The organism is Achromobacter pulmonis (assembly GCF_002885955.2).
Taxonomy (GTDB): Bacteria; Pseudomonadota; Gammaproteobacteria; order Burkholderiales; family Burkholderiaceae_B; genus Achromobacter; species Achromobacter pulmonis_A.
The window spans coordinates 545,813-566,756 of sequence record NZ_POQS01000004.1 but is presented as its reverse complement, the minus strand read 5'-3'; the positions used below and the strand labels follow the sequence as shown (position 1 = coordinate 566,756).

The window sequence follows — 20,944 nt, the reverse complement described above, 5'->3', positions numbered from 1 at the left end:
CCAGCCTGTCAGCCGAAGCACAACGAGGACGCGCCGGGCCGTCTCGTAGCCGGCCCTCTGCCCCAGCGGGGTGGAAGTGAGATAGCGGCGCAACTGCCCCAGATTCGCCAGCGGGCTGATGCCCTCGGCAGAGCGCAGCATGCGCAGCACCTGCCAGCCATTGCGCTCCAGCGGCGTGAGACGTGCATCCAGCATGAGCGAGGCCGGCGTAGTGAACAGGGCGTCTTGCCCCAGCGGGTTGTGGGCGGTGTGATGGTCTGCCATGAGAGTTCTCCAAGGTCTGGGCCACAGCGGCCCGTTCCCCTGCATCTCATCGCGTACCGCTCCATGCGTCAGCTAACAATGCGGTCTGCGCCATACCCGTTTTATCCGGCAGGCGCAGCGCTGGCACCCGCATCCAGACTGATCTATCATCCCGATACCCCTATGGGGGTACAACTGGGGGTACTTCCAGCGATTCCCGCAAAGGCCGTGGCCCGATTTCCCCGCGAAATCTAGCATTCACGGCCCTTTGCCAACCGATCAACGTTTAAACGTGTGATCAACGTCTGACCGAATCCCCAACGCAGACGTTGCGGGCCAGGACCTCAACGGAAACCACCGTTTCCCTACCCCCCATCCGAAGCCCGCAACTCTTCAAACAACCAATCCTTGAATCGCACGATCTTCTCCGCCCGGCGCTCGTTGATCCGTTGCGAGAAAAAATGCGTTTCACGCAGAATCCGCTCGAACTCGTTGCGGCCGGCCTCGACCAGTTCGCCGCGGGCCAGTTCGCGTTCGGCGAAGCGGGTCGTCTCCAGGATGACGCCCATGCCGTCCACCGCCGCGGATACCGACAATGCGCCGCGGTCGAAGGACGGCCGGTTGCGCTGCGGCAGGTTCAGTCCGTTCAGTGAAAACCAGTCGTGCCAGCTGACCTGGCTCAAGGATGAATCGATGAGCGGCAGTTCGGTCATGAGCTGCCGCCAGTTGCGCCTGCGGCCCTTGAGCGAGGGCGCGCACATCGGCACGATGGTCTCGCATCCCAGGGGCGTGATTTCGATGCCGGGACGCTGCAGCGCCACGCCATAAGAGATTGCGATGTCCAGCTCGCGGGCCTGCGTCAGGTCCATGGGTTCGGCGCCGCTGGACAGGCGGATCGTAATGTCGGGGTTGTCGGTCATGAAGCCCGGCAGGCGCGGCCCCAGCCATTTCACCGCGAGGCTGGGGGCGCAATAGACGGAAAGAACCTGGCCGCTGGGCGCCAGGCTGACTTCCGCGCAACAGGCTTCCAGGGCGTCCATGATGCGCGTCAGACTCTGAAGCAGGCGATGCCCTTCGGGCGTCGGTTCGACGCGCCGGTGGCTGCGCCTGAACAGGGATGTGCCGAAGTTTTCTTCCAGTTCACGTATCTGGTGGCTGATTGCCGAGGGCGTCAGATGCAGTTCGTGCGCCGCGAGGGTGAAGCTCTCCAGCCGGGCGGCGGCTTCGAACGCGCGCAGCAGGACGAAGTTGGGGATTTTTCTCATAGGGCCTTTGGCGGCAGCCGGATTTTCATGTGAATGCCATTCATCCAAACGTGAACATCTATCGGTTGTCATCATGTTAGCGCTGATCGAACATTCTGAGGTCCGGCGACGGATGGGCGCGCCCATCTTGTGCACCGCATCGGGTTTACTTCAGAAGAGGATTCATCATGTCAGCCATACCAGACCGCGCCATGCCGCCTCGATCCAGCCAGCCGCTGCTGGCCGATGGCCGTGTTTCGATTTACCAGCCCGAGCAGCAGGGGCTGATCTACCCTGAGCTGCCCTCGTTCTCCAGCGCGGCCGAAGAGCGGCTGCATCTCAAGCAGCGGCTGGTGGCGGCATGCCGCGCGTTCGCGCTGGAGGGCTTCGATTACGGTTTCGCCGGCCACCTGACGGTGCGCGATCCCGAGCATCCGGAGCTGTACTGGACCAATCCCATGTGCGTGCATTTCAGCCAGGTGAAGGTGTCGAACCTGATCCTGGCCGACCACAAGGGCAAGGTCGTGGAGGGCAGGCACGCCATCAACCGGGCCGGCTTCGTGCTGCATGCCGCCGTGCACGAGGCGCATCCGGACATCGTGGCGATGTGCCACGCGCATACCGTGTATGGAACCGCCTTCGCGGCGCTGGGCCGGCCGCTGGAACCCATATCCCAGGATGCCGCGGCGTTCTTCGAGGACCACGTGGTCATCAAGAGCGAGGCGGGCCAGGTTGCGGTGGAAGAGCGCGCCGGACTGGCGGTCTGCGACTGGTTCAAGGGCGTGAAAGCGGCCATCCATCAGAACCACGGCTTGTTGACGGCCAGCCGGCACAGCATCGAATCGGCCGCGTTCTGGTTCATTGCGCTGGAGCGGTGCTGCCGCCAGCAGCTGATGGTCGAGGCGACGGGCATCAAGCCGGCGCTGGTCAGCGCAGAACGTTCACGCTACAGCCGGGAGCACGTGGGCTCCGAATACATCGGCTGGCTGCACTTCCAGCCGATTTACGACCATCTGGCGCTATCCCAGCCCGACATGTTCGACTGAGCAAGGCCGCGGTCGGACGCCGGCGCGGCGCTCGTTCGCGCCGGTTCAAAAAGAATACTTGGAGACAACCTATGTACAGCGATATCGCTGGGCCCAGCCTCGCCCGTACCGATGACGAAGGCGCGACCTATTCCAAGGTTGCGTGGCGGCTGCTTCCGTTTCTGTTCCTATGCTATGTCTGCGCGTATCTCGATCGAATCAACGTCAGCTTCGCCAAGCTGCAGATGTCGAGCGATCTGGGTTTCAGCGACGCCGTCTATGGATTGGGCGCGGGGATTTTTTTCGTCGGCTATCTGCTGTTCGAGGTGCCGAGCAACATCATCCTGTTGAAGGTCGGCGCGCGGCGCTGGATCGCGCGCATCATGGTCACGTGGGGCATTATTTCCGCCGGGATGATGTTCGTGTCGGGGCCGGTCAGCTTTTATATCCTGCGCTTCCTGCTGGGCGTGGCGGAGGCGGGCTTCATTCCCGCGATCCTGCTGTACCTGACCTACTGGTTCCCGAACAAGCGCCGCAGCAAGGTGACGGCCCTGTTCCTTACCGGTATTCCGATGTCCGGCGTCATCGGCGGGCCGTTGTCGGGATGGATCATGCACCGGTTCGATGGCGCGGCCGGCTGGGCCGGCTGGCAGTGGCTGTTCCTGCTGGAAGGATTGCCCACGCTGCTGGTCGGGGCGATGGCGTGGTTCTATCTGGACGACAAGGTCGCCGATGCGAAGTGGCTCACCGAGGCCGAGAAGGCGCGCATCCAGCGCGACCTGGCGGCCGAACAGCAGGGCCAGCATCTGCATTCGATCCGCGACGGGCTGACCAATCCCAAGGTGCTGCTGCTGAGCTGTCTCTACTTTTTCTTCACGATGGGGCTGTACGGCATCAGCTTCTGGCTGCCCAGCCTGGTGAAGGCCAGCGGCGTGACGGACAACTTCGACGTCGGACTGCTGTCGGCCGTGCCTTATCTGGCGGCCACGATAGGCATGATTCTGTTCAGCCGGAGTTCCGATGCGACGGGCGAGCGTCGCTGGCACTTGTTTGCGGCGGGCGGGCTCGCCGCGATAGGCCTGTACGGCAGCGTGGTGTACGCCCATAACACGACCTTCGCGCTGATCGCCCTGACGATAGGCACGGTCGGCGTGATGGCCTCGATTTCGCAGTTCTGGGTGTTGCCGCCGGCCATCCTGAGCGGCGGGGCGGCCGCGGCCGGCATCGCGCTGGTCAATTCGGTGGGCAGCGTCTCGGGTGTGGTCAGCCCTTACCTGATCGGCTGGGCGCAGACCGCGACCGCCAGCACCGGCGCGGGCGTGCTTGCCCTGGTGGCCTGCCTGGTGTTCGGCAGCCTGCTGGTGTTCGCGGTGCCGGCCAAGCTGGTGAACGTGCGCCGCTCAGCGTAGCGGAGACAGGCCTGGGCGGGTTCGCGCTTCCGGTTCCGGACTTTGTGCAAAGAGCTCGTCCAGTTTGGCGAGCAGGTTGGAGCGGGCGAGTTCGATATGCCGGTCGCTGAGCTGGACTGCGCGCGCCGCGTCGCCCTGGCCGATGGCCTGCGCGATCGCGGCATGTTCGTCCCAGATCGTGTCGCGGTGCGGCGATACCCGGTGCACGGCGCCCATAACGCGGCGCAGGTGCACCCAGTAGTGGTCGGCGCTTTGCGCGATCAGCGGGTTGCCGGAGGCGGCATAAATGGCGGAGTGAAACGCCAGGTCCGTGTCGATGATGGCTTTCAGGTCCTGCTTCCGGACCGCGCGGCGGCCGGCCTCGATCAGTTCGGGATCCAGTTGCCAGCGGGCCTCGGCGGCCAGCCGGACCGCCAGGGCGTCCAGGGCGCCGCGGACCTGGTAGAGGTGGCCGACCCATTCGGGCTTCAGTTGCGCGACTTGCACGCCCCGGCCCGGCGCGTCTTCGATGAAGCCGTCTTTCTTGAGCAGCAGCAGCGCCTGCAGCACGGGCGAGCGCGACACATGGAGCTGGTCGGCGATTTCTTCCTGGGTGATCCGCTGGCCCGGGCCGATGGAGCCGTCCGTGATGGCGTCGAGCAGCACACGGTAGACGGTATCGACGAAATCGGTTCGCGACGGGATTTTCTCGAGGGGCAGGCGCATGGGGGCGATTCTACCTTGCAAGGGGTGGCTGAAACGGCAGAGGGCCGGGCGCGGACGCGGCTGCCGGTTTACATCCGGACACCGCGGCGCAGGGAAAACCCTGGATCTGCCATACCGCAATTTACTATATTCTTCGAATACCGAACTCTGAATACAGAGTTCAGAGTTCAAAAATAATGCGCATTTCCGCGCTTTTCCAGAGAGACAGCAAATGAGCCCCAAGATCCAGGAACAGTTTGGCCGCGACCCTCACACCAGCGCGGGCGGGACGACAGAGAAGAAGCTGGTCCCTTTCGGCGGGTACTACACCAACAGGATCCCGGGGCATGATCCAGAGCTGACCGAAGTGGGGCCGGGCACGCCGGCCGGCGAGTACCTGCGCTGCTTCTGGCATCCGATCTGCATGTCGATGGAGCTGACCGACACGCCGCGCTTCCTGAAGATCATGGGCGAGGAACTGGTGGCGTTCCGCGACGGCAGCGGCCGCATCGGGGTGCTGCATGCGCATTGCGTGCATCGCGGCGCTTCGCTGGAATACGGCAAGATCGAACAGCACGGCATTTCCTGCTGCTATCACGGCATGGTCTTCGACGTGGACGGAACCTGTCTGCGCGTGCCGTTCCCGGAAGGCGAGGAGGAAGAGGGCGAGCGCTATCGCTGCTCGATCAGGCAGGGCGCCTACAAGGCCTTCGAGCGCAATGGCCTGGTCTTCGCCTACATGGGCCCGCCCGAACAGGAACCGCCGTTTCCGCAGTGGGAAGGCGACTTCACCGTCGCCGAGGGCGACGAACTGGTGCCCTACAGCAATTTCCAGCACTGCAACTGGCTGCAGGTCCAGGACAACGCGGCCGACAACTATCACACCATGGCGCTGCACGCGAAACGTCAGGTCACCGGCGAACACTATCAGGGCACCACGTTCGACGAAGTGGGCGCGGCGACGATGGAAGTGCCGCCCGACATGCAGTTCGTGCCCGTGCACGGCGGCCGCGGCCTGGCCTGCGCAGGCGCGCGCCGGGCCGACGACGGCCATATGCACATCCGCGTGCAGCACCAGGTGCTGCCCAACTTCAGCCTGCACGCCTACACCTCGGAAGACGGCAAGAAGAAAAAGCTGTTCAGCCGCTTCCACATGATCCGCTGGACCGTTCCCGTCGACGACCACAACAGCAAGATGATCGGCTGGCGCGTGATGGGGCCGGGCATCGACACGCGCGGCATCGGCGACAAGAGCCTGGTCGGCTACGAGACGATCGACTTTCTGGAAGGGCAGGTGGCGATGCGCCGCCCCGAGCGGTTCGGCAAATACAAGCTGGAGGACATGCCGCCCATTCCCTCGGATCACCGCGCCCGGGAAAACTACAAGGACGCCCAGTACGCGCCGGGCGACTACGAGGCGATCATCAGCCAGCGGCCCATCGCGATCCACGCGCTGGAGAACCCCACGAAATTCGACGCGGGCCTGTATGTGTTCCGCAAGCTGCTGCGCGATGCGATCCGGGGATCCAACCCCAATGCCGGTCCCGAGCAATTCGCCCAATGGCTGCGCGAGTGCGCGGGGCATCCCAACAGCTATTGCTCGGGCAATGTGTTCGACCTGCCCGTGGGACGCACGACGCAGGAGGAAGTGACGCTGCGCCGCCATCTGGCCCGCCAGGTGGTGCAGATCCTGACCGAAGCCGACGGCATGAAGGGCGATGAACGGGCCGGCTTCGTCATGGAAAAAATGGAGGCATTGCAGCAGGACGTACTCGCGCGGAGGCAGGCGTGAACGCGCCGCTGCCGCAAGGCGTGGTGATGGACGGCCGCGCCGGGACGGAGCTGCTGCAATTGCGGGTCCGCGGAATACGGATGCAGGCCGAAGGCATCCACGCCTTCGAGCTGGTCCACCCCGAAGGCCTGCCGCTGCCGGCGGTGGAGGCGGGCGCGCATGTCGACGTGCACCTGGCCGGGGGACTGATGCGTTCCTATTCCCTGGCCGGCGATCCGCAGGACAGGTCGCGCTGGATTCTGGGCGTGCTGCGCGAACCCAAAGGGCGCGGCGGGTCGCGGGCCATGCATGAATCGCTGCGGGTCGGGGACCTGCTGCCCGTGGGAATGCCGCGCAATGCGTTTGCGCTGGCGCCGGATTCCGGTCACGCCATCCTGCTGGCCGGCGGGATAGGCGTGACGCCGCTCAAGGCCATGGCGCACGTGCTGGCCCGGGCCGGGCGGTCGTTCGAGTTCCATTATTGCGCGCGCACCGCGCAGCACGCGGCCTTCGTCGACGAGCTGCGCCAACTGGTTCCCGAGCGCGCGCTGCACCTGCATTTCGATGGCGGCGACTTCACGCGCGGATTGGACATCAAGGCCCTGCTGGCGCATCCCGGCGCAGGCCACCACGTCTATTACTGCGGCCCCGGCGGTTTCATGCAGGCATGCGCCGACGCGACGCAGCATTGGCCGCCCGGCACGGTGCATAGCGAACACTTCAGGGCGCCCGAGCGTCCCGCGTCCGAGGCGCCGCCCAGCGGCGGCTTCGAAGTCAGGCTGGCCAGGGCCGGCATTTCCGTGATGGTCGAGCCGGACCAGACGATCGTGCGCGCCATCGAACTGGCCGGCCACCGCGTGCCGACTTCATGCCTGTCCGGCTTGTGCGGCGCCTGCAAGGTCGAGTACCTGGAAGGGGAAGTCGACCACAGGGACTACATCCTGAGCGACGAGGAAAAAAGCCACTGCCTCACCGTCTGCTGCTCGCGCGCGACGAGTTCGCGCCTGGTGCTGGACCTGTAGCGGGATCGGCGCAGCAGCCCGGCGCGTGGCCGTCACTCGATGGCGCTTCTGTGCCGGGCCGCGATCTTGATCGCCTTGTTCGCATCCGCGGCCACCTTTTCGTAGTACGCGCGGGTCGGCGAAAAAACGGGCAGCACTTTGCGTTCGTCGAAGTTCTTGACCGAGTCGTTGACCAGCTTGATCTGCACGTACCTGGCCTTGGCGTTCTGCACTTCCAAGGTGGCCCAGTTGCGGCAATCCATGAAGCCGGCGGAAAAGTTCGCGGTCCTGGTGGAGCCGGCCGGCACGCCGCCCTTGGATTGGTAGTAGCCATGGACGCGGCAATGCCGGTCCGAGGTCTGTTCGTCGTTGATGAACAGCCACGCGTCCCAGTCGGCCGATGCGATGTTGTAGCGGCTGGCGTTGGCCACTTCGTAGCTGAAGTTGACTTCGGAGAAGAGCGACCGGTCGGTTTTCAGGTCCAGGGCTTTGGCGGTGACTTTCGCGAGCTCGGCTTCGGCCTGCTGCACCAGTTTTTCTTCCTTGGCGAACCTGTCGGCGTTGTGCGTGATGGCGGCCTGGGCGTTGGCCGCCTCCTGGGTCTTGCCGCGGATGTATTCCTCGCTTTCGCCGACGATGACGGAACGCGGCGTGAGGCCGGGATATTTTTCGGCGAGCTGTTCCAGGCTGAAGCCGTTGGCCACCCAGCCGCCGATGGCCCAGTTGTACGCGTCCTGCTGCGCAGCCGTCATGTCGGGCCAGGCCTTGTCCAGCGATGCGCGGTAGGCCTGCGCGTTCTGCGTGGACAGCCGCAGGTCCACGCCTTTGTCGCATCCGGCAAGTGACGCGACGATTCCGAGCAGCAGCAGTCCGCGGCAGGCTTTCAACATGTTTCTATTCTCGATTATTCGTAACGGGCGTTAATGTACCCCCAATCCTAGTAATCTGGGACGGCCTGCGAATCGAATAAGAGGAGACTACAATGAGTCATGTATACGTCGTCGGCGTGGGCATGGTCCCCTTCGCCAAGCCCGGCCGGCATGCGCCTTACCACGAGATGGCGGCGCAGGCGGCGCGCGCCGCGCTGACGGATGCGGGGCTTGCCTATGAGCAGGTGCAGCAGGCCTATGTGGGCTACGTCTATGGCGATTCCACGGCGGGGCAGCGGGCCTTGTACGAAGTCGGCATGAGCGGCATCCCGGTCTTCAACGTGAACAACAACTGCTCCACCGGCTCCACGGCGCTGTTCCTGGCGCGTCAGGCGGTGGCCGGCGGCGCGGCGGACTGCGCGCTGGCCCTGGGTTTCGAGCATATGAATCCCGGCGCGCTGGGCACGGTGTTCCAGGACAGGCCGAGTCCGTTCGAGCGCTTCGACGCGGCCACCCAGGAACTGGTCGGCCAGGACGGGATTCCGTTCGCCTTGCGTTATTTCGGCGGCGCGGGCAAGGCGCACATGGACCAGTACGGCACCAGCATGTCGACCTTCGCGAAAATCCGCGCCAAGGCCAGCCGGCACGCCGCCAACAATCCGATGGCCTTGTTTCGCACCGTCGTGACGGAGGAAGAGGTGATGGCAGCGCCTGTCTTGTGGCCTGGCGTGATGACGAGGCTGATGGCGTGCCCGCCGACCTGCGGCGCGGCCGCCGCCGTCGTGTGCTCCGGGGAATACGCGCGGCGGCACGGGCTGGACCGCAGCGTGCGCATCCGGGCGCAGGCCATGACCACCGACCGGGCCGTCACCTTCGAGGCCCGCGACATGCGCGAGGTGGTGGGCTTCAGCATGGCGAAAGAGGCGGCGGACCGCGTGTACGAAGCCGCCGGCGTCGGCCCGCAGGATATCGACGTGGTCGAGCTGCACGACTGTTTCGCGCACAACGAGCTGGTGAGCTACGAGGCGCTGGGCCTGTGCGGCCTGGGCGAGGCCGAGAAGTTCGTCGTGGACGGCGACAACACCTATGGCGGCAGGGTCGTCACGAATCCCTCGGGCGGCCTGCTGTCGAAGGGGCATCCGCTGGGGGCGACGGGCCTGGCGCAATGCGCCGAGCTGGTCCAGCAACTGCGCCAGACCGCCGACGCCCGCCAGGCGCCCGACGCGCGGCTGGCGCTGCAGCACAACCTGGGGCTGGGCGGGGCCTGCGTGGTGACCTTGTACGAGAGGGCCTGAATTACGGACCAGGCGTTGCCGCTGCGGCGAATCTGTCCATAATCACCGCATGAACAGCGGCGATTATCGGCATATCTGGCAAGCCCCCGACTGGCTGCCGTGGCGCTACGACCTGGCCACCCCCCCATACCCGCCCGGCTTCAAGTCATAACTGACCCAGTCCGTCGCCCGCGCCACGCCGTCGTAAAGCCGCCGGGCGTCGTGGTTGTCGCGCGCGGTGATCCAGCGCAGCAGCGGCCAGCCGCGGGCGTGCGCGATGGACGCCACCGCGGCGATCAGGCCTCGGCCGATGCCCAGGCCACGGTGCCCGGCGGCGACGTACAAGTCGTCCAGGTAACCCGCGTCGCGTCCCAGCAGCGGCTTGGGGAAGGGGCGGTAGTGCGCAAGCCCCACCAGTTCGCCGCTGGCGGTTTCGGCGACGACGCCTTCCTCGGGATGTTCGGGGCGCATCAGCCATGACCAGGTGCGCCGCAGCGCCGCGTCGTCGATGTCCACTTCGTAGAACGCGGCGTAGCGGCGGTAGAGCGCCGCCCATTGGGCCTCGTCGCCCGGGTCGAGATTCCGGATGGTGATTGCGTCGGCATTCATGTCGATGTCCTTGTGTTCACCACGCGGCCGGCAGCGGCGCCGGCCCGGGATGCGAGGGGAAATGCGGCAGCACGTCCTCGGCCAGTTCCTGGATGACTTCGGCCGCGGGCCGTTGCGAGAACTGGATGCCGAGCGCGGCATGGTTGACGCCCGCGGTCTGCCAGGCGTGCAGCAGGTCGATGAGGCCTTTGCGTCCGGTGCGCAGCACGTAGCCGCCCTGCAGCGGCGTGCGCGGGTGGTCGGGGTCGTCGGCCAGGTCCAGCCATTCGTTGGTCATGTGCGGCCGGAAGCCGCCGTCGGCGATGCGCTGGCGCCAGGCGCGGATCTTGTTGGCCAGGCGCTGCGGGCCTTCGAGGGTGTGGGTGGCGTCGGGGTAGGTCAGCCAGCCGTCCGCATGTTCGGCGATCCAGGCCGGCGATTGGCCGCTGGCGCCGGTGACGATCAGGGGGATCGCGCCGGCGGCGGGCTGCGGCAGCAGCGCGGCGCGCTGGAACCGGCCCAGCGGCGAATCCACCGCCAGCAGGCCGGGCCGCATGAGCTGGCGGAAGTAGGCCACCGCCTGCGCGAAGCGCTCGGCGCGTTCGCCATGTTCCAGCCCATACGCGGGAAACTCGATGGGACGGTCGCCCGAAGCGATGCCCAGCACCAGGCGGCCGCCCGACAGCCGGTCGAGCGAGGCCGCGGCCTTGGCCAGATCGATGGGATGGCGCAGCGTGAAGATGGCGCTGCCCGTGGCCAGCGCGATGCTGCGGGTGCGCGCCGCCAGAAAGCCCAGGTAGGTGAAGGGATCGAAGAGTTGGCCGGCGTCGCCGAAGGCGGGGTCGAACAGCGGCACGTCGCGCACCCAGACGGCGGCGAAGCCGCGCCGGTCGATCTCGGCCACCAGGTCGGCCTGCCCGGCGAGCGCCTGCATGTCGCCGGCGTAGAAGCGCAGCGGCAGGAACACGCCCAGCGTGAGCCGTTCGGGCGCGAACATGCGGCGGTAGCCGGGATGCGACTGGAACGCGGCGTGCGAGGCGCCCGCCGCGGATAGCGGATTATCCATGTGGCGTCCGCTCCTTCAGGCGTCGGTCGCCGGCGCCGGCAGCGTGATGCCGCGGGCCACGGCGGGGCGGGCCGCGATGCGCTCGTGCCAGGCGCTCAGGTGGCGGTGCCGGCTGAAGTCGAACTCGATGATGCGGGCGATGTGGCTCCAGCCGAAGTGGGCGATGTCGGCGATGGAGTAGTCGTCGCCGGCGAGGTAGGGATGCTCGGCCAGCCGGCGGTCGAGCACGCCGAATACGTCTTCCGTCAGCCGCCGGTAGCGTTCGATGGCGGCGGGGATGGGGGCGTCGGCGAAGCGCTCGAAATGCACGCGCTGGCCGATGATGGGGCCGACGCTGGACGCATGGAATTGCAGCCACTTGATGGCTTCCCAGCGCGCGGCGGCGGACGCGGGCAACAGGCGGCCGGCCTTTTCGGCCAGGTAGAGCAGGATCGCGGCGGACTCGAACAGGGTGACGCCGGTTTCGTCGTCGGTGATGACCGGGATGCGGCCATGCGGGTTGAGCGCCAGGAACTCGGGGCTGCGGTGTTCGCCGGCCCCGATGCGGACGTGGTGCAGGCGGTAGGGCAGCGCCAGTTCCTCAAGGGCGATCGTGGCCTTGAAGCCGTTGGGGGAGCTATCGGTGTAGAGATCGATCATGGCGGGTCCGTTCAGGGGCCGAGGGTTCTTTCTGCAAGAAGCTCGGCTAAACTCGGAGGCATTTCCTGGTGGAAATTCTGAACGTGGAATTCCGGGAAATAAAACGATTTGATCTGCACGCTGTGTTTAGCTAGGCTAAATCATGAATCCTGTTTTTCCGCTTCTGGCGCTGCGCGCTTTCACCGAGGTCGGCCGCCACGGCAGCATCAAGCGGGCCGCCGCCGCGCTGGGGGTGACGTCGGGCGCCGTCAGCCAGCAGGTCCGGCTGCTGGAAGAGCGGGTCGGGTTGCCCCTGTTCACGCGCGGCCGGCAAAGCATGGCCTTGACCGAGGCCGGGGCGCGCGTGCATCCCGGCCTGCTGACGGCGTTCGACCAGATCGAATCGGCGCTGCGCACGCTGGAGGCCGCCCGCGCGCGCAAGACGCTTACCGTCAGCACCATGGCCTCGTTCGCCGCGTCGTGGCTGGTGCCGCGGCTCGGGCGCTTCACCAGCCGGCATCCGGATATCGAGGTCCGCGTGGAGGCCGTGGCCGATCTGGTCGATCTGCATCGGGACCGGGTCGACATCGCGATCCGCCACGGCCTGGGCAGCTATCCCGGCCTGCAGTCGCGGCCGCTGATGGCGCCGGTGCTGCTGCCGGTGGCCAGTCCGGCGCTGCTGGCCGACGGGCCGCCGATACGCGAGCCGGCCGACTGCCTGGCCTATCCGCTATTGCAGGACGGCTGCCGCGCGGACTGGGGCTTGTGGCTGGCCGCGCACGGCGTGGCCGCGGACCCGCGCGCCGAGCGCGGCACGGCGTTCGGCGAGGACTATCTGCTGATCCGCGCGGCGGCGGCAGGCCAGGGGCTGGCGCTGGTGCCGCAGGCATATGCGGGCGAGGAGATCGCCGCCGGGCGGCTGGCGCTGGCGCTGGACCGGCCGTGGCCGGCGCGCTTCGCGTATTACGTGGTGATGCTGCCGGATGTCGCGCGGCGTCCGGAAGCGGCGGCGTTCGCGGCCTGGCTGGAGGAAGAGGCGCAGCAGCCGGCCTGAGCCGCGATGCCTGTTCAGCGCTGCGCGGGCTTGTCGGCCGCGGCGCGCAGGAAGTTCTGTTCCAGCTGGCTCAGGACGCGGTTGAGCGCGTCGATGTCGGCCGTGGACAGACCCTTGAGGGATTCTTCGAAGAAGGCCGCGCGCTTGGGCAGGGCGGCGTCCACCACCGCCTGGCCCGCCGCGGTGAGGCTGGCGTTGGTCAGGCGGTTGTCCTGCGGGTCCACGGCGCGCGAGATCCAGCCCAGCTTCTGCATGGCCTGCAGCTGGCGCGTGAGCGAGGCGGGGTCCAGGCGGCAGCGTTCGGCCAGGTGCTTCTGCGAGCACGGGCCGCGTTCGTGCAGGGCCAGGAGGATGCGCCAGCGCGGCAGGGCGTGGCCGACGCGGCCGCTGAAGGCGCTTTGCATGACGCGGTAGGTCTGCCCCATGTGCTGGATGACCTGCAGGCCTTGTTGCTGTTTGGACAAAAGCTAATCTCCGACGCTGGCCGGTTCCGCCTTGGCGGGGCGGACCAATTGAACCGGGGGCACGCGCCGCACGCACCACAGCGCGAAGACGGCGACGACCAGGGCGATGAGCTGCCCTTCATGGATGGCGCCGACGAGCGCGACGCGCGCGATCTCGATCAGCGAGGTTCCGTCCTGCCCCTGGTGCGCCAATTGTGCCAGGAACTGGGTCTGCGCTTCGGGGTTGACCAGCATCTGGGGATCGCGCAGCTGGGGCAGCCATTGCGCGGAGGATCCGCGCAGCGTGGACTCGACGCCGTTGAAATAGCGGTGGCTGACCATGGTGCCGACGATGGCCGTGCCCAGCATGCCGCCCACCATGCGCAGCGATTGCAGCAGGGCGGTGGCGATGCCGAGGTGGCTGCGGCCGGCGGTCTGCTGCGCGAAGACGGTGAGGTTGGGCATGATGAAGCCCATGCCCACGCCGGCCAGCATCATGTAGGCGGCGATGAGCGCGTGCGAGGTGTAGTTGTGGGTGGTGACGATGCCCAGGCACGAGAGCGCCATCAGCAGGAAACCCGAATACAGCATGAAGTTGGGATTGCGCATGCGCACGATGACGCGACCGTTGACGATGCTGCCCACGGTGATGAAGACCACCATCGGCGTGATCAGCAGGCCGGCCAGCTGCGGCGACAGGCCGAAGCCGCCCTGCAGCAGCAGCGGCGCGTAGAACATCAGCGAATACATGGTCACGCCTACCAGCAGGGACAGCGTGAACAGCATGGCCAGGCCCTGGTTGCGGAACATGTCCAGCGGCAGCAGGGGATGCGGGCAGCGCTTTTCCCACCAGTACAGCAGCGCGAAGGCGGCGAGGCTGACCGCGCCCAGCAGCAGCAGGCCGGCGCTCAGGCCCTGCTGCGGCAGCAGTTCGACCAGCAGCTGCAGCGAGCCCAGCGCCAGCGCGATGAGCAGCGCGCCCTGCCAGTCCAGCCGCACCGGGCCGTCGGTGTGGCTGCGCAGGCGCGGCAGGTAGCGCGCGACGAACCACAGCCCCAGCACGCCGATGGGCAGATTGACGTAGAAGACCGAACGCCAGCCGTAGTGTTCGGTCAGCATGCCGCCCAGCGACGGACCCACGGCGTTGGCGATGCCGAAGGCCGCGCTGACCATGACCTGCCAGCGCAGCCGCACGTGCGGATCGGGGAACAGGTCGGGAATCGAGGCGAACGCGGTGCCCACCAGCATGCCGCCGCCTATGCCTTGCAGCGCGCGGGCCAGCACCAGGGCGAACATGCTGTCGGCCGCGCCGCACAGCGCCGAGGCCAGCGTGAACAGCACGATCGCGGTCACGACGAAGGGCTTGCGTCCGTAGTAGTCGCCCAGGCGGCCGAAGATGGGAATGGTGATGACCGAGGTCAGCAGGTAAGACGTCGCTACCCATGCATACAGTTCGAATCCCTTCAGTTCGGCCACAATGGTCGGCAACGCCGTGCCCACCACGGTCTGGTCGATGGCGACCATCATCATGACGAAGCACATGCCGAGCATGGCGAGCAGGGTCTGCCGGAAGGGCAGTACCTGGCCGGGCGAATGCGGGGGGGATGAGGCGGGGGCGGGCATTACTGGATGGATCAATGATTGATATATCAAACATTCTAGCCCTACAATCCGCCAGACAGGAAGCCGTCAGCTTTGGGCGGCCGGCGGTCCGATTTGTTACGATAGCGATATCTGTACGCTGGCCTGGCCAGCGTCTTCACCTCTCGACAGGCCTGCGGCGCGACTTGCCGGCAGGCCTTTTCCACCGGTAAAGCACCATCCCCGCGTTGCGGCGCGGCGGGCGGCATTCGAAGATTTCCAGTCGAGGTACCGACGGGGCAGCAATGAAAACGTGGTTCAAGCGCATTTTGATAGGCCTGGTTGTGTTGGTTGTCGTGGCCGTCGTTGGCCTGGCCATCTTTTTGCTGACATTCGACCCCAACGCGTACAAGTACAAGCTCGAAGAGCTTGTCCAGCAACGCTACCAGCGCACGCTGACGATAGACGGCGAGATCGAGCTGTCGCTCTTTCCCCGCATCGGCCTGTCGGTGCAGGGCGTGTCGCTGTCCGAGCCCAATAGCTCCGAGATCTTCGCCTCCATCGACAGCACGCGGCTGGCGGTTGCCGTCTGGCCGCTGCTGTCGAACAGCTTCGTGGTGGACCACGTGGCCATCAGCGGCCTGAAGGCCCGCGTGATCCGGGGCAAGGACGGCCAATTCAATTTCAGCAATCTGGTGGGCGGCACGGCGCCGGTCACCGAAGTGCCGGCCAACCCGGCCGAGGCGCTGGTGGGCGCGGCCGAGACCGCGGCGCAGGCCATCACCAACGGCAGCCTGCCGCCGCGGCGCAGCAATATGCAGATCGACATCGCCGGCCTGGACCTTAAGGACGGCTCCGTGCAGCTGCAGGACGCGATCAGCGGCATGGCCGTGGCCGTCACCAAGATCAACGCCAACACCGGCCGCGTCACGTTCAACCAGCCTTTCGACGTGCGCCTGACCGCGCGCGTGGAAGGCGGCAACCCGCGGGTCGACGCCAACCTGACCGGCCAGGCCCTGTTGACGCTGGACCCCTCGGCCAAGCGCTACGCGGCGCAGAAGCTGGACCTGCGCATGGACGGCAAGCTGCCGGGCGCGGAAGCCAAGAGCCTGGCCATGCGCGGCAACCTGGCGTTCGACGGCCGCAAGTCGGCGCTGGACGTGGCCGGCCTGGAAGTCGTGTTCCAGGGCGACGTGACCGATCCGGCCGCCGCCGCGACCAACGTGGACGCCAGCGTGGCCATGCCCAAGCTGTCCATCGATCCGCACAAGCGCCAGCTGCAGATCGAGAAGCTCGCCATCCGCGCCAAGGGCGGCGTGGCCGACGGCCCGTTCGAATTCGCCGTGGACGCGCCTGCGCTCAATATCTCGCCCGCCTCGGCCACCGGCGAGGCCCTGACCGGCCGCGTGCGGGTCAGCGGCCTGGACGCCAGCTTCGGCCTGAACGGCATCAGCGGCAACGCCGGCGAACTCGACATCAAGGAAGCCAAGCTGGACAGCACGTCCAAGACCGGCGAACGGGTGGTCAAGCTGAACTTCGCCTCGCCGCTGTCGCTGAATCTGCTGATGCGCAGCGGCGCGCTGTCGGCGCTGCGCGGCGACGTGAACATCACCGATCCGGGCCTGCCCAAGGGCAGCCTGCAGATTCCGGTGATCGGCAGCGTCACCGCCGACCTGCTGAAGGACCAGGCCACCAGCAAGATCAACGCGGTGCTGGAGGGCGGCAAGTTCGACCTCAGCGCCGACATCACCCGCCTGAGCGACGCGCCGCGCGTCAATTTCGCGCTGGTGGTGGACACCCTGGACCTGGACAAGCTGGTGCCGCCCGTGACGCCGCCGGCGGCCAAGCCGGCCGAAGGCAAGAAGGACGAAAGCAAGCCGGCGCAGCCCGCGCCGGCGCCTGCGCCCGTCGACGATACGATCGACCTGTCGGCGCTGGTCGGCCCCAGCGTCAACGGCACGCTGAAGGTCGGCAAGCTGGTGGTGCGCGGCCTGAAGGCCGACGAAGTCGGCGCCACGGTGAAACTGGACAAGGGCAAGCTGGAAATCACCAGCCTGACGGCCGGCCTGTACGGCGGCAAGCTGGCCGGCGCCGTGACGGTCGACGCCGCGCAGGGCAACCAGCTGGCCAGCAAGATGTCGCTGGCGGGCATCGCGATCGAACCCTTCCTGATGGACCTGGCCAAGCGCAACGTGCTCAGCGGCACGGGCAGCCTGGCGTTGGACCTGAAGACGGCCGGCGCCAACGCCTACGCCATGAAGGCGGGCCTGGGCGGCACCATGCAGCTGCGCCTGCGCGACGGCGCGGTCAAGGGCATCAACCTGACGCAGACGCTGCGCGAACTGAAGGCGGCCTTCAAGCCGGAGTCGCAGGACGAGACCGTGCCGGCCGACACCAGCAAGCAGACCGAATTCTCCGAAATGGAAGCGGACCTGGCGTTCGCCAAGGGCGTGGCCAGCGTGAAGCGCCTGAACGTCGTGTCGCCGCTGCTGCGCGTGACGCAGGGCGAGCCGGCCACCATAGACTTCGTCAAGAGCGAGCTGGACCTGGTGGCGCGCGCGCGCGTGGTCAATCCGGCCGCCGATCCCGAAGGCAAGGAACTGATCGACCTGAAGGACGTGACCATTCCGGTGCGCATCCAGGGGCCGTTCGACAAGCCGAGCTATACGCTGCTGTGGAAGGACGCCGTCGGCGCCATCCTCAAGCGCAGCCTTGAAAACAAGCTGCGCGATGCGGTCAGCGGCAAGGGCAAGAACGGCGAAAGCATCGACAAGGCACTGAAGGGGCTGCTGGGCAAATGAGCGCGGAATCATTCCAACCCATCGCCGAATGCGGCGTCACGGCGCAGCCTGAGGCCGCCGGCTACCATCGCCAATGGCTGGTCGCCAACGATTCCGGGCAGTGGCTCAACCGCGAGCTGTGCCCGCGCCTGGCTGAAGTCGCCGTCGAGCTGCGCATGGGCTACCTGGTGCTGAAGGCGCCCGGCATGCTGCGCTTGGACATTCCGCTGGACGTGATCGAGGACGACGACAGCGTGCGCTACAGCATGCGGGTCGGCGAGCAGGTCGTGGACGTGGTCGACGAAGGCGAGCTGGCCGCGGCCTGGATCTCGAATTTCGTGCAGGTGCCCTGCCGCATCATGAAGGTGCACCCCGACACGCCGGTGGCGGCCTGGCCGGCCTGAGCGTTTTCTACGACGCGGAGGCGCGGCGGTATTCGAACGCCGCGTGCGCCGCGAGGCCGGCCACCAGGCCCCAGAAGGCCGATCCGATACCCCAGAAACTGAAGCCCGACGCCGTGGCCAGCAGCGTGATGAGCGCCGCCTCGCGGCGCTGCGGATTGGCCATGGCCGCGGCCATGCCGCCCATGATGGTGCCCAGCAGCGCCAGGCCGGCCAGGGCCGCCAGCAGGGCCGGCGGCAGGGCCTGGAAGAACACCGCGACGGCGCCGGCCACCACGCTCAGCGCGACATAGCCCAGGCCGTAGGTGGCGGCGGCGATATAGCGTTTGCCAGCGTCAGGATGGGCTTCGGGGCCCGTGCAGATGGCCGCGCTGATCGCGCCCATGGTGACGCTGTGGGCGCCGAAGGGCGCGGCCAGCAGGCCCAGCAGGCCGGTGGCCGCCACCAGGCGGGACGCGGGCGGGCGGTAGCCGGCGGCCTGCAGAATGGCCAGGCCCGGCAGGTTCTGCGAAGCCATGGCCACCACGAACAGCGGAATGCCCAGGCTGACCGCCGCCTGCGCGCTGAAGGCGGGCGTGGTCCAGACGAATTCGGTGAGGCGCCAGTCCAGCAGATCGAGCTGCATCAGGTCCAGCGCGTAGGCGATGGCGATGGCCACCAGCATCACCACCAGCACCGCGTAGCGCGGCGCCAGGCGCCGGCACACCAGGTAGGCGGCGCACATCGCCAGCACCAGCGCGGGCTGCTGGTTGATGCTGCTGAAGACGCCCATGCCGAAATTGAGCAGCACGCCGGCCAGCATGGCCGCGGCGATTTCGCCGGGGATGCGGCGCAGGATGGGATCGATCCAGCCGAACAGGCCGCAGGCCAGCGTCAGCGCCGCCGCCAGCACGAAGGCCCCGATGGCCTGGTCGAACGGCACGCCGGCCAGCGCGGTCACCAGCAGGGCGGCCCCGGGCGTGGACCAGGCCATGACGATGGGCAGGCCGGTGCGCAGGCTGTAGAGCGCGCCGCCCAGGCCGAACGCCAGGCTCAGCGAGCCGATCCAGGAACCGATGCGGGCCGCGTCCAGGCCCGCGGTGTGGCCGGCCTGCACCATCAGCACGGCGGTGCCGCCGAAGCTGACCAGCACGGCGACCAGGCCTGCCGCGACGGCGGAGGCGGAAAGGTCGCGGCGGGCGCGGTGGCGGGGCGGGGGCAGGTCTATGCTGGACTGGGCTGCATTGCTCATGCGGCACCGGTCAGGCGACGGTACTTGGCCATGAGCTGCTCCTGGCCCTCATGCCATTGCGGATGCAGTTCGATGCATTCCACGGGGCACACCACCTTGCATTGCGGTTCGTCGTGATGGCCGACGCATTCGGTGCAGCGGTCGGGGTCGATCACGTAATAGTCTTCGCCCATGGAAATTGCTTCGTTCGGGCACTGGGGCTCGCAAACGTCGCAATTGATGCATTCTTCGGTGATGGTCAGGGCCATGGCGGGCTACGGTAAGAGCGGTGGGGCGACCGTCATTGTACCGCCGCCGCCCGGATGGGCGGCGCGACGCAGGGGCGCCGTGGACGCCCCTGCGGTAAAGAAATCGGACCGGCGGTTCAGCCCGGCCAGGACTGTTCGCGGCGTTCCTTGGCCTTTTCCTGCAGCCAGCGCTCGACCGACGGGAACACGAACTTGCTCACGTCGCCGCCCAGCTGGGCGATCTCGCGCACGATGGTGCCCGAAATGAACTGATACTGGTCCGAGGGCGTCATGAACAGGGTCTCGACGTCGGGCAGCAGGTGGCGGTTCATGCCGGCCATCTGGAATTCGTACTCGAAGTCGGACACCGCGCGCAGGCCGCGCACGATCACGCGTCCGCCCTGGTCGCGCACGAAGTCCTTGAGCAGGCCGCCGAAGCTTTGCACTTCCACGTTGGGATAGTGCCCCAGCACCTCGCGCGCGATTTCCACGCGCTCGTCGATGTTGAAGAAAGGCTTCTTGTTGCGGCTAATGGCGATCCCGACCACGACTCTGTCGAAAAGCGTGGCGGCACGGCGGACCAGGTCTTCATGGCCTCGGGTCAGCGGGTCGAAAGTGCCGGGATATACAGCGGTGATCATGCGAGCTCCGTACCGTTATTAGTGGTGTACACCATCCTCCGAATCCCGGATTATTGATCTATTTGCGCAATGCAGCAAATTCCAGCAGGTGATAGTGGACGGCGCCGGCCTTGTCCTGCCGCAAAATCGTGAATCCTTCGGGCGCTTCGATGGGGCTTTCCGCTTCCACGTAGACCAGTCCGCGCTCGGTCAGGATGCCCGGCAGCAGCGGCCACAGGCGGGGCAGCCAGCCCTGGCCGAAAGGCGGATCCAACAGGATGAGGTCGAACCGCGACGCATCCATTCTTTCGGTGACCTGCATGGCGTCGCCCACGTGGATGCGTATCATGTCGGCTTTGAGTTTATCGCGCAGCGTCCGCAGGGCGGCCGCTGCGGTCCGATCGCGCTCGACCATCTGCACGTGCGCCACGCCGCGCGAGGCCGCCTCGAAGCCCAGCGCGCCGCTGCCGGCGAACAGGTCCAGCACCTGCTTGTCGGCGAATTCGCCGCCCCACAGGTGATTGAGCCAGTTGAACAGCGTTTCGCGCACCCGGTCGGGCGTGGGACGCAAGGTTTCCACGTCGGGCACGGCGATGGGGGTGCGCCGGTATTGGCCCCCTACGATACGAATATACTTGTTACCCATGTTCAGCCGCTTCTTCAAGAAAAAATCCCCTCCGCCCGCCGCGCCGGCCCAGCCCGCGCCGCCGCCGGAGGTTGCAGATCCCGTTCCCGCGCCGGCCGAGCCGGCCGCGCCCGCGCCATCGGCGCCGCAATCCGCGCCCGCGCCGGTCGCCCCGCCGGCTCCCGCGCCG

At 67.0% G+C, this 20,944-nt stretch carries 20 protein-coding genes; 8 read left to right on the top strand and 12 right to left on the bottom strand.

Annotated elements, in window-relative coordinates; translation table 11 throughout:
* Nucleotides 1–608: 608 nt before the first annotated feature.
* Nucleotides 609–1,508 (bottom strand): LysR substrate-binding domain-containing protein, encoded by a 900-nt coding sequence (locus C1I89_RS17840; RefSeq protein WP_102773979.1) that lies wholly within the window; start codon nt 1,506–1,508, stop codon nt 609–611.
* Nucleotides 1,509–1,675: 167 nt separating this feature from the next.
* Here C1I89_RS17840 and C1I89_RS17835 point away from each other — a divergent pair, with 167 nt between their 5' ends.
* Both C1I89_RS17835 and C1I89_RS17830 read left to right on the top strand, forming a co-directional pair.
* A complete protein-coding gene (locus C1I89_RS17835; RefSeq protein WP_102773978.1) occupies nt 1,676–2,533 on the top strand; it encodes a class II aldolase/adducin family protein in 858 nt (285 codons plus the stop codon).
* 71 nt (nt 2,534–2,604) lie between these two features.
* Complete coding sequence (locus C1I89_RS17830; RefSeq protein ID WP_102773977.1) at nt 2,605–3,921, top strand: MFS transporter; 1,317 nt, start codon at nt 2,605–2,607, stop codon at nt 3,919–3,921.
* On the opposite strand, the gene C1I89_RS17825 is transcribed toward C1I89_RS17830, so the two are convergent.
* Entirely contained in the window at nt 3,913–4,626 is a 714-nt protein-coding gene (locus tag C1I89_RS17825; RefSeq protein WP_102773976.1) for a GntR family transcriptional regulator, read from the bottom strand. The two genes, C1I89_RS17830 and C1I89_RS17825, sit on opposite strands and share 9 nt — an antisense overlap.
* Nucleotides 4,627–4,837: 211 nt before the next feature.
* Between C1I89_RS17825 and C1I89_RS17820 the strand changes: the two genes are divergently transcribed.
* Both C1I89_RS17820 and C1I89_RS17815 read left to right on the top strand, forming a co-directional pair.
* On the top strand, nt 4,838–6,397 hold the full coding sequence (locus tag C1I89_RS17820) for a Rieske 2Fe-2S domain-containing protein (RefSeq protein WP_102773975.1): 1,560 nt from the start codon (nt 4,838–4,840) through the stop codon (nt 6,395–6,397).
* Between the two features lie 26 nt (nt 6,398–6,423).
* The gene (locus C1I89_RS17815) at nt 6,424–7,398 is read left to right on the top strand and encodes a PDR/VanB family oxidoreductase (RefSeq protein WP_102774175.1); all 975 of its coding nucleotides are present in this window, start codon (nt 6,424–6,426) and stop codon (nt 7,396–7,398) included.
* Between the two features lie 32 nt (nt 7,399–7,430).
* Here the strand turns inward: C1I89_RS17815 and C1I89_RS17810 are convergent, their stop codons facing one another.
* Nucleotides 7,431–8,267 carry a hypothetical protein gene (locus C1I89_RS17810; protein ID WP_102773974.1) on the bottom strand — a complete coding sequence of 279 codons (837 nt, stop codon included), beginning with the start codon at nt 8,265–8,267 and terminating at the stop codon, nt 7,431–7,433.
* A 92-nt stretch (nt 8,268–8,359) separates the two neighbouring features.
* Here C1I89_RS17810 and C1I89_RS17805 point away from each other — a divergent pair, with 92 nt between their 5' ends.
* A complete protein-coding gene (locus tag C1I89_RS17805; protein ID WP_102773973.1) occupies nt 8,360–9,541 on the top strand; it encodes a lipid-transfer protein in 1,182 nt (393 codons plus the stop codon).
* 105 nt (nt 9,542–9,646) lie between these two features.
* Here the strand turns inward: C1I89_RS17805 and C1I89_RS17800 are convergent, their stop codons facing one another.
* From C1I89_RS17800 to C1I89_RS17790, 3 genes are read right to left on the bottom strand one after another with little or no spacing between them, the layout of a single operon-like run.
* On the bottom strand, nt 9,647–10,129 hold the full coding sequence (locus C1I89_RS17800) for a GNAT family N-acetyltransferase (RefSeq protein ID WP_102773972.1): 483 nt from the start codon (nt 10,127–10,129) through the stop codon (nt 9,647–9,649).
* Nucleotides 10,130–10,145: 16 nt separating this feature from the next.
* Nucleotides 10,146–11,174, bottom strand: coding sequence for an LLM class oxidoreductase (locus tag C1I89_RS17795; RefSeq protein WP_258231468.1), 1,029 nt, complete (start codon nt 11,172–11,174; stop codon nt 10,146–10,148).
* Nucleotides 11,175–11,189: 15 nt separating this feature from the next.
* Entirely contained in the window at nt 11,190–11,813 is a 624-nt protein-coding gene (locus tag C1I89_RS17790) for a glutathione S-transferase family protein (protein ID WP_102773971.1), read from the bottom strand.
* Nucleotides 11,814–11,955: 142 nt separating this feature from the next.
* Between C1I89_RS17790 and C1I89_RS17785 the strand changes: the two genes are divergently transcribed.
* Complete coding sequence (locus tag C1I89_RS17785) at nt 11,956–12,846, top strand: LysR substrate-binding domain-containing protein (protein ID WP_102773970.1); 891 nt, start codon at nt 11,956–11,958, stop codon at nt 12,844–12,846.
* Nucleotides 12,847–12,860: 14 nt separating this feature from the next.
* Here the strand turns inward: C1I89_RS17785 and C1I89_RS17780 are convergent, their stop codons facing one another.
* Together C1I89_RS17780 and C1I89_RS17775 are read right to left on the bottom strand one after the other, a co-directional pair.
* Nucleotides 12,861–13,310: a MarR family winged helix-turn-helix transcriptional regulator gene (locus tag C1I89_RS17780; protein WP_102773969.1), complete on the bottom strand. Its 450-nt coding sequence runs from the start codon at nt 13,308–13,310 to the stop codon at nt 12,861–12,863.
* A gap of 3 nt (nt 13,311–13,313) precedes the next feature.
* On the bottom strand, nt 13,314–14,912 hold the full coding sequence (locus C1I89_RS17775; RefSeq protein WP_102773968.1) for an MDR family MFS transporter: 1,599 nt from the start codon (nt 14,910–14,912) through the stop codon (nt 13,314–13,316).
* A 263-nt stretch (nt 14,913–15,175) separates the two neighbouring features.
* Here C1I89_RS17775 and C1I89_RS17770 point away from each other — a divergent pair, with 263 nt between their 5' ends.
* On the top strand, nt 15,176–17,671 hold the full coding sequence (locus tag C1I89_RS17770) for an AsmA family protein (RefSeq protein ID WP_102773967.1): 2,496 nt from the start codon (nt 15,176–15,178) through the stop codon (nt 17,669–17,671).
* Nucleotides 17,668–18,054, top strand: coding sequence for an MOSC N-terminal beta barrel domain-containing protein (locus C1I89_RS17765; protein WP_102773966.1), 387 nt, complete (start codon nt 17,668–17,670; stop codon nt 18,052–18,054). The genes C1I89_RS17770 and C1I89_RS17765 overlap by 4 nt, the downstream gene beginning before the upstream one ends.
* Before the next feature lie 7 nt (nt 18,055–18,061).
* Here C1I89_RS17765 and C1I89_RS17760 read toward each other — a convergent pair whose 3' ends face one another.
* The 4 genes from C1I89_RS17760 to rsmD form a co-directional block, all read right to left on the bottom strand.
* The gene (locus tag C1I89_RS17760; RefSeq protein WP_168202181.1) at nt 18,062–19,282 is read right to left on the bottom strand and encodes a benzoate/H(+) symporter BenE family transporter; all 1,221 of its coding nucleotides are present in this window, start codon (nt 19,280–19,282) and stop codon (nt 18,062–18,064) included.
* Complete coding sequence (locus C1I89_RS17755; RefSeq protein ID WP_043547072.1) at nt 19,279–19,530, bottom strand: YfhL family 4Fe-4S dicluster ferredoxin; 252 nt, start codon at nt 19,528–19,530, stop codon at nt 19,279–19,281. The genes C1I89_RS17760 and C1I89_RS17755 overlap by 4 nt, the downstream gene beginning before the upstream one ends.
* 116 nt (nt 19,531–19,646) lie before the next feature.
* A complete protein-coding gene (gene coaD / locus C1I89_RS17750) occupies nt 19,647–20,150 on the bottom strand; it encodes a pantetheine-phosphate adenylyltransferase (RefSeq protein ID WP_102773965.1) in 504 nt (167 codons plus the stop codon).
* A gap of 58 nt (nt 20,151–20,208) precedes the next feature.
* Nucleotides 20,209–20,775, bottom strand: a complete 567-nt coding sequence (gene rsmD, locus C1I89_RS17745) for a 16S rRNA (guanine(966)-N(2))-methyltransferase RsmD (protein ID WP_102774172.1) — start codon at nt 20,773–20,775, stop codon at nt 20,209–20,211.
* Between the last annotated feature and the right edge of the window lie 169 nt (nt 20,776–20,944).

Excerpts from the sequence above, each read along its gene's own strand:
- C1I89_RS17840 (WP_102773979.1), bottom strand. The coding sequence starts at position 1,508 with ATGAGAAAAATCCCCAACTTCGTCCTGCTGCGCGCGTTCGAAGCCGCC.
- C1I89_RS17835 (WP_102773978.1), top strand. The coding sequence starts at position 1,676 with ATGTCAGCCATACCAGACCGCGCCATGCCGCCTCGATCCAGCCAGCCG.
- C1I89_RS17830 (WP_102773977.1), top strand. The coding sequence starts at position 2,605 with ATGTACAGCGATATCGCTGGGCCCAGCCTCGCCCGTACCGATGACGAA.
- C1I89_RS17825 (WP_102773976.1), bottom strand. The coding sequence starts at position 4,626 with ATGCGCCTGCCCCTCGAGAAAATCCCGTCGCGAACCGATTTCGTCGAT.
- C1I89_RS17820 (WP_102773975.1), top strand. The coding sequence starts at position 4,838 with ATGAGCCCCAAGATCCAGGAACAGTTTGGCCGCGACCCTCACACCAGC.
- C1I89_RS17815 (WP_102774175.1), top strand. The coding sequence starts at position 6,424 with ATGGACGGCCGCGCCGGGACGGAGCTGCTGCAATTGCGGGTCCGCGGA.
- C1I89_RS17810 (WP_102773974.1), bottom strand. The coding sequence starts at position 8,267 with ATGTTGAAAGCCTGCCGCGGACTGCTGCTGCTCGGAATCGTCGCGTCA.
- C1I89_RS17805 (WP_102773973.1), top strand. The coding sequence starts at position 8,360 with ATGAGTCATGTATACGTCGTCGGCGTGGGCATGGTCCCCTTCGCCAAG.
- C1I89_RS17800 (WP_102773972.1), bottom strand. The coding sequence starts at position 10,129 with ATGAATGCCGACGCAATCACCATCCGGAATCTCGACCCGGGCGACGAG.
- C1I89_RS17795 (WP_258231468.1), bottom strand. The coding sequence starts at position 11,174 with ATGGATAATCCGCTATCCGCGGCGGGCGCCTCGCACGCCGCGTTCCAG.
- C1I89_RS17790 (WP_102773971.1), bottom strand. The coding sequence starts at position 11,813 with ATGATCGATCTCTACACCGATAGCTCCCCCAACGGCTTCAAGGCCACG.
- C1I89_RS17785 (WP_102773970.1), top strand. The coding sequence starts at position 11,956 with ATGAATCCTGTTTTTCCGCTTCTGGCGCTGCGCGCTTTCACCGAGGTC.
- C1I89_RS17775 (WP_102773968.1), bottom strand. The coding sequence starts at position 14,912 with ATGCCCGCCCCCGCCTCATCCCCCCCGCATTCGCCCGGCCAGGTACTG.
- C1I89_RS17770 (WP_102773967.1), top strand. The coding sequence starts at position 15,176 with ATGAAAACGTGGTTCAAGCGCATTTTGATAGGCCTGGTTGTGTTGGTT.
- C1I89_RS17765 (WP_102773966.1), top strand. The coding sequence starts at position 17,668 with ATGAGCGCGGAATCATTCCAACCCATCGCCGAATGCGGCGTCACGGCG.
- C1I89_RS17760 (WP_168202181.1), bottom strand. The coding sequence starts at position 19,282 with ATGAGCAATGCAGCCCAGTCCAGCATAGACCTGCCCCCGCCCCGCCAC.
- C1I89_RS17755 (WP_043547072.1), bottom strand. The coding sequence starts at position 19,530 with ATGGCCCTGACCATCACCGAAGAATGCATCAATTGCGACGTTTGCGAG.
- coaD (WP_102773965.1), bottom strand. The coding sequence starts at position 20,150 with ATGATCACCGCTGTATATCCCGGCACTTTCGACCCGCTGACCCGAGGC.
- rsmD (WP_102774172.1), bottom strand. The coding sequence starts at position 20,775 with ATGGGTAACAAGTATATTCGTATCGTAGGGGGCCAATACCGGCGCACC.